General features: G+C 58.5%; 7 protein-coding genes and 2 pseudogenes. 3 read left to right on the top strand and 6 right to left on the bottom strand.

Going from position 1 to position 5,161, the window contains the following annotated elements; all coding sequences use genetic code 11:
* From BLT27_RS18820 to BLT27_RS18810, 3 genes and pseudogenes are all read right to left on the bottom strand, one after another.
* Nucleotides 1-310 (bottom strand): annotated as a pseudogene (locus BLT27_RS18820) (IS5/IS1182 family transposase); the annotation flags it as partial.
* A gap of 94 nt (nucleotides 311-404) precedes the next feature.
* Nucleotides 405-896 (bottom strand): DUF7995 family protein, encoded by a 492-nt coding sequence (locus BLT27_RS18815; RefSeq protein ID WP_089736660.1) that lies wholly within the window; start codon nucleotides 894-896, stop codon nucleotides 405-407.
* Between the two features lie 109 nt (nucleotides 897-1,005).
* Entirely contained in the window at nucleotides 1,006-1,305 is a 300-nt protein-coding gene (locus BLT27_RS18810; RefSeq protein ID WP_245707887.1) for an SWIM zinc finger family protein, read from the bottom strand.
* On the opposite strand from BLT27_RS18810, the gene BLT27_RS20305 reads away from it, so the two are divergent.
* Entirely contained in the window at nucleotides 1,228-1,431 is a 204-nt protein-coding gene (locus tag BLT27_RS20305; protein ID WP_245707889.1) for a hypothetical protein, read from the top strand. The two genes, BLT27_RS18810 and BLT27_RS20305, sit on opposite strands and share 78 nt — an antisense overlap.
* A 61-nt stretch (nucleotides 1,432-1,492) precedes the next feature.
* Here BLT27_RS20305 and BLT27_RS18805 read toward each other — a convergent pair whose 3' ends face one another.
* Complete coding sequence (locus BLT27_RS18805; RefSeq protein ID WP_089736656.1) at nucleotides 1,493-2,413, bottom strand: transcription initiation factor IIB; 921 nt, start codon at nucleotides 2,411-2,413, stop codon at nucleotides 1,493-1,495.
* 396 nt (nucleotides 2,414-2,809) lie between these two features.
* Between BLT27_RS18805 and BLT27_RS19460 the strand changes: the two genes are divergently transcribed.
* Nucleotides 2,810-3,784, top strand: a complete 975-nt coding sequence (locus BLT27_RS19460) for a hypothetical protein (protein WP_139172440.1) — start codon at nucleotides 2,810-2,812, stop codon at nucleotides 3,782-3,784.
* A 143-nt stretch (nucleotides 3,785-3,927) separates the two neighbouring features.
* On the opposite strand, the gene BLT27_RS18795 is transcribed toward BLT27_RS19460, so the two are convergent.
* The gene (locus tag BLT27_RS18795; protein WP_089736652.1) at nucleotides 3,928-4,248 is read right to left on the bottom strand and encodes an antibiotic biosynthesis monooxygenase family protein; all 321 of its coding nucleotides are present in this window, start codon (nucleotides 4,246-4,248) and stop codon (nucleotides 3,928-3,930) included.
* A 221-nt stretch (nucleotides 4,249-4,469) separates the two neighbouring features.
* On the opposite strand from BLT27_RS18795, the pseudogene BLT27_RS18790 reads away from it, so the two are divergent.
* Nucleotides 4,470-4,805: pseudogene (locus BLT27_RS18790) on the top strand (PLP-dependent transferase); the annotation flags it as partial.
* Nucleotides 4,806-4,837: 32 nt separating this feature from the next.
* On the opposite strand, the gene BLT27_RS18785 reads toward BLT27_RS18790, so the two are convergent.
* Nucleotides 4,838-5,161 (bottom strand): transposase (locus BLT27_RS18785; RefSeq protein ID WP_139172439.1); only part of this gene is annotated, 324 nt, incomplete at its 5' end.

The following is a 5,161-nucleotide window of genomic DNA, read 5'->3' as shown; positions in this document are numbered from 1 at the left end:
TGAGAAAGCGATCGACCGCGTCTCTCGACGGCGGTCGATCGAAGCCACAGCTCAGCCAGACAACCGTGTTCCGAAGCTCCCGCTCAACCGGGCGAATCCCGTAGATATCGTGGTAGTAGCAATGAAGGAACCCACGCATCAGCTCTGGTGGTTCGTGATCTCGTGTTCGCCCCGTCTCCGCCGGGGCGAACACGTCGAACTCTTCGAGAAACTCGAAGGAGAGATGCTCAAACAACGCTAGTGTCTCGGTCTCCGCGACATTGAAGAACGTCTCTACCGAAGGAGCATCTTGCAGGGTCGCTGAACTCATTCCACCTCAGCGTTCACCCTGCTCCTTGGTGTGGTAATCGTTCTATGACACCCTCTGATTAGAGTAGAGAAAATCTGGGGTTAACTGATTCGCGTCAGTAGTGAACGTCGGCAGGGACGATCCACAGCGATTCGGACGAGTCCAGAACACGGTCGAGGTGTGACCGGTTCCTGATCCCGTTCGCGTGGCCGTCATAGAGGAACAGCGAGTGTCCACGGAACGAACCGATGTTGTTGCAGGCGTGGCGAACGAGCGCTTTGTCGTGCATCAGCTCCTCGACGGTCATTTCATCAAGCGCATTATCGACCTTCTCGAGGTTACGTTCGAACTCAGCGACGGTGGCATCCCAGCCGCGTTTGAGCAGCCGTGCACCCTCGTGAGAGTCGACGCGAGCAGCGACCGGCTGCTCACCCCAGCGGGCTTTCCCGGCGACTGTTGCGTCCTCGTCGTCGAAGGTGACGTAGTAATCGAACACGGGCTGTTCGTCGAGTCGCGCGCCGACGAGTCGGTCGAAGGTCACTGTCGCCTGTTCGAGAGCGTCTTCTTCGGACTCTGCCTCGACGAGCGCGTAGATTATCTGGTGCATGGAATCACACTCACCAGCGCATCGACGGGGGTCGGCATCGCGGTGCCCAATCTTGCACGCTGGCACCCTGTTGCCAGCGCCACAAACTGGCTCCACGCCGAGCGATCCGTCAGGGAGTGTGCAACGATCGGTCGACAGGTTCGAACGTCGCTTCTCCGTCACGGTAGCAGGGCCAGCACGGGACTCCGTCGGGGAGTTTGTCACACTCACATCCCGGCCTCTCCTCCGTTCCAGTGTCCTCTGACTTGCTGACGACGCTCCCACCGTCCGTCGCGACCGTCGCATCTACAGCCGCATTGAGGACTGGACCACGGATCGCGACGGCGACGCGATGCTTGCAAGCGTCGTCGTAGTGTTCGTCAGCAGGGCATGTACAGTGGGTGGGAACGCCGTCGACGACCCGGACCAGGTATCGATGCTCATCTTGGTCGTTGTGACTGCAGTTGGTCACAAGGACAGCGTCGCCGGTGAGCTGGAACTCGAAGGCCTCGTACTCGGCACGTTTGCGGACTCGGTTCGTGAACGACAGTCGTGACAGGGGATGGTTCTCGGTTGAAATTCTGTCTCACCTCACCCCTGCTGGTGAGTACAAACGCTCAGTCGACGACCTCGTTGAGCGTCTGCCAGTGCGTGCGCACCGTTACCGGCGTCGTGTCCGCAGCCTCGGCCACGTCGTCCTGCGTGAGGATCGTGCTCTCGCCAGCCTTGTACAGACAGGCCGCTGCGAAACCGGACGGCCGCACGCCCGTCGTCACACCGCTCTCCTGTGCCCGGCGCGCGTACTCCCGAGCACGGCGACGGAGTCGATCGGGGACGTCCAGGTCCGAGGCGAGTTGGGGAACGAACTCGCTGGGCGTCATCGGCTTTGCGGGCAGTCCCAGTTCGGCGTTGAGCGACTTGTAGCAGGACTTCACCCGGGACTGAGATACCTGCGCGAGCGTCGCGACCTCGTCGAGCGTTCTGGGAAGGCCGTTGCACCGGATAGCTGCGTAGACACACGCCGCTGCGATGCCTTCGATAGATCTGCCTCGAAGCAGGTTTTCGGACTGAGCAGTCCGGAACAGGGAACAGGCCTGGTCGCGGAGCGAGTCACCGAGGCTCAGGGCGCCGACGATACGCCGGATTTCGGTGAAGCCGTGCATGAGGTTGCGGTCGGCTTTGGACTCGTACTGGCCACGGGAGTGTTCGCGACGCATCCGTGCGAGCTGGCGGCGTTTTCGTCTGGAGAGCTGGTTGCCTCGAGAATCAGTCCCGTGCCCGATCGTGGTCGAGAGGCCGCGGTCGTGTCTGGACACCGTGCGAACTCCGCCAGTGCGCCTGCACTCGTCCTCATCGTAGCCACCCCACTCAGGCCCACGGTCGAGTCGCCGTTCGTCGACGACCAGTCCACAGTCCTCACAGACCGACTCGTCACCGCTCGGCGTGACGCGTCCGTCGCACTCCGGGCAGTGGTTGGTGTTGGTCTTGGTCGGTACATCCTCGTCGAACGTCGTCGGGTAGATGTCACTGACAGGCATCTGAATACGACTCCGAGGTGCTCGCCTGCTCGCCGAACCCCTCACCCGACAGGGGTCAATAAATTCGTTGCGGTGGTCGTCAATTCGCACTCAGAAGAGAAGAGCAAAGCACGGCCATTTCGCACTGTTTCTGTCGCCCTAGGATTATGTCCCTTGGACTTCCATCATGCCTATCCTCCTATGCCCTGGATTGCGATCCACGATGGCGACCACAAAGCTCCTCGACAGGTGCCGAAAGGGGTCGATGTTGAGTGTCCATCCTGCGAAGATCGGATGCGAGTACGAGGAAAGTCAAGTGATGGTCGCGCTCGCCATTTCTTTCACGTAGAGAACATCGGCGGTGCTGAGAGAGGGCGGAGCATAGACTGCGAGTCCGTTAGCGAATCGAAGATCCACATGAAGTGGAAGTCGCTTGCTGCGGACCGCTTGGAGCAGGAATTCGGTGATCGAATAGAGACGTGTGAAATGGAATACACACTTGCTGCGCCTGTCTCTGAGAAGGAGCAACGGTATGCAGACGCTGCGATTGTGTTCTCGGAACCCGACGAACAATTGGGACGGGGGCTCGCCGTGGAGGTCCAGCACAAGAACGAAGGAAAGGATATTGCGAAAACGACGGCGGATTACATCGAACAGGGATTTGCCGTTGCGTGGGTGGACGAGAGGGATTTCAGTACGGACAGATGCCAGCTGGCCGAGGTTGATTTTCGACACCGTGCGAGGGAGACAGTTTGGCCTGATTTCGTCCCTGACGAACCGAGATGGGAATCACGAGACAACGCCTTCGACCAGCTCCAAGAGCGACGAGTATCAGATTGGGACGACGAACTTTCCGATGAAGCAGGCAGAGTCCTGCTCCCAACTGAGTGGATCGATCGAACTACGCTTGAGATCTGGCGAAGCCAGCCATGGGACTCGATATTCCGCCCCTCCGATATCGGCCAGTTCAAACTGCAAGGACTACTGAGTCAGGCTGTACTAAGCAGTGAATTGCCACCAGCCTCAATGCCGCCAGAGTTCGTTGATACGGTTGCCCAGTCTCTCTGGAACCGGCAGCCATGGGAAGATTTGTTTGAACCTCCCAGGGAACTCGGCGACGTGTTCGAAGGTGGGGAATTCACACGTACTGCCAAGGTAGATTTCGATTCGTGGGTCCAGGAGAAGCGGAACTCTGGGGAGGCACCATTCGGTGCTCTCTGGGCACTCCAACAGAGAGTGGAGTCCTTCATCGAATTAGGTAGTAAGAACGCTTCCCGACGATGCCAGGACTGTGGTTCCGCCGCTCAGTTCGTTATTTATGCCCCGGAGCAGGAGTTGGATGGATTCTATTGTCGGTCCTGTATTTCTGAGCCAGCGAGTGAAACCGGGTGATCCGGTTAGCTCGCGGTGAGTACAATTAATCCAGGTCTGTTGAAATCCGCAGTCGCGACAGGACGGATAGGTGTAATCGTTAGATGAAGTGTCGAGACTTACCACGCCGTTCCTTGGTTCCACGACCGAACTGGAGCAATGTCCTATACAGGTGGATCAGCGTCGTCGCCGAACCCACTCCCGTATGCTTCGACGACCTCGGTCACAGTGACTTCGTATGCTTCGTACCACTCTGTCCACCGCCGTTTCGCCCGTTTGTGGTCAGAATCTGCTCCAAACGACTCAAGCGCGTCCAACGACTCCCAGTAGTACACGACAAGAACTTCCTCACTCTCCGGGGCGTGCCACGTCCGCTTCCCCAGATACCCCTCTGTTTCCTCCGCAGCCACCTGTATCGCGTCATTCAACTCGTGGAACTCCGCATCGTATTCACCCGGATCGAGGCGGAACGTAACAAGATACATCACACGGATTATTCATTCCCAAGAATAAGACGCTTCCCTTCCCGAGAGGTGAAATTTCGCCCCGGAGCACACGCTGAGCTGCAGTCATCTCGGGTTTCGTCTCTGGCCAATCTGGCCTTGTTCTCCACAATTATTCATCGCGACGGTAAACACTTCGATGGACAGGCCAACTGTATCGGAAATCGTTGTATCGCCCGAACGGATCCCGTCGTTACTTACCCATGACACGACACGATAATCGGCCCAACAAGAATCGATTCGCGACCGTCGCCGTCGGCGAAGCTCTGACCGAAACGCGCTCTCATAGAAATGGTACGAACGATGTCGTCTCACCGATTCATCTCTCGACCACATTCGAGTGGGAAAGCGGGGAGAAAGCGAATGAACACGATTACTCACGTGAGAGCAACCCAACACGGGCAGCCCTCGAAGAGCAGTTAGCTCGCCTCGAAGGGGGTGCCCATGGATTGGCGTTTGCCTCAGGGATGGCAGCCACCTCGACGACGATGCTGTCACTGGTTTCCCCGGGAGGACACGTTGTCTCTTCTGATTCCATCGGCTTCATTGAATCCGCAGAGGGCGACGGGATTCACTGTTTCACGGCTTGTTCGACGTTGTAGACTGCGGCGGCGAGCACAATTTCACGAAACTGGCGATACCACGCTCGCGCTCGGACGGCGGAGCCGTACGAGCGCTTAATCACCGAATTCACCGTCTCACACACCGACCGCTGGTTGTAGAGGTCATCGTCGATCCGGGCGTTGTGCGCGTGGTCGTACGGTGCGAAGACGCGATGCTTGATCAGCGGTCGAACGCCTTCTGCGCGAAGCTCCTCGCGGAAACCCATATCGTCGTAGCCCTTGTCGGCGGCGAGGCTCCGCAGGTCGCCTGCGTTCCGCAGAGCGACCTGCGG

It is taken from the genome of Haloarchaeobius iranensis, assembly GCF_900103505.1.
In the GTDB taxonomy this organism is placed as follows: domain Archaea; phylum Halobacteriota; class Halobacteria; order Halobacteriales; family Natrialbaceae; genus Haloarchaeobius; species Haloarchaeobius iranensis.
The sequence above is the reverse complement of the archived record's forward strand: the minus strand, read 5'-3'. Positions and strand labels throughout refer to the sequence as shown.